Consider the following 624-nt stretch of genomic DNA (forward strand, 5'->3'; position numbering starts at 1 on the left):
CGCAGACCTTATCGTCGTTTTCTGAGAAAATGGAAGGTGCCAGTGACATCAGTGATATAAAGTCACTCATTAGCCATCTGCTAGATGAAACCAAGAAGCGTGAAAGCGCTACACAGAGTATGCAAACTTCCCTTGAAAGCATGGCGCTTGAAATGAAAAAACTCAGGGCCGAAGTATCAAAGCTTAACTCTGAAGCAACAACAGATTCCCTCACAAAGGTGAACAATCGCCGTGCCTTTGATATGGAGATAGAAAACTTTATTTCTTCCAGCAAAGCCGAGAAGAAACCATTATGCCTACTGTTAATCGACCTGGATGATTTCAAGCGTTTTAATGAACAATTTGGTCATACAATTGGCGACAAAGTTCTTCGTTTTGTCGCGACACTCTTAAAAAACAACATTAAGGGCTGCGACTCGGTTGCTCGGTTTGCTGGCGAACAATTCGCAATTCTACTGCCTGAAACGGCCTGCGAAGGAGCTTACATTGTCGCTGAGAATATTCGTGAGCGCTTATCGAAACAAACTTTATCAGACAGCGCAGAAAAGATTGAACTAGGAACTGTCACAGCTTCGATCGGTGTCGCCGTATACAAGTATGGAGAGAGTGCAGAGCAGCTAATTC

General features: G+C 43.8%; 1 protein-coding gene. It reads left to right on the forward strand.

All coding sequences use genetic code 11. The features are described 5' to 3' along the window. Nucleotides 1–624, forward strand: a 624-nt coding sequence (locus A3729_RS18430) for a GGDEF domain-containing protein (RefSeq protein ID WP_156498009.1), incomplete at both ends; no start/stop codon positions are given.

It is taken from the genome of Oleiphilus sp. HI0043 (assembly GCF_001634935.1).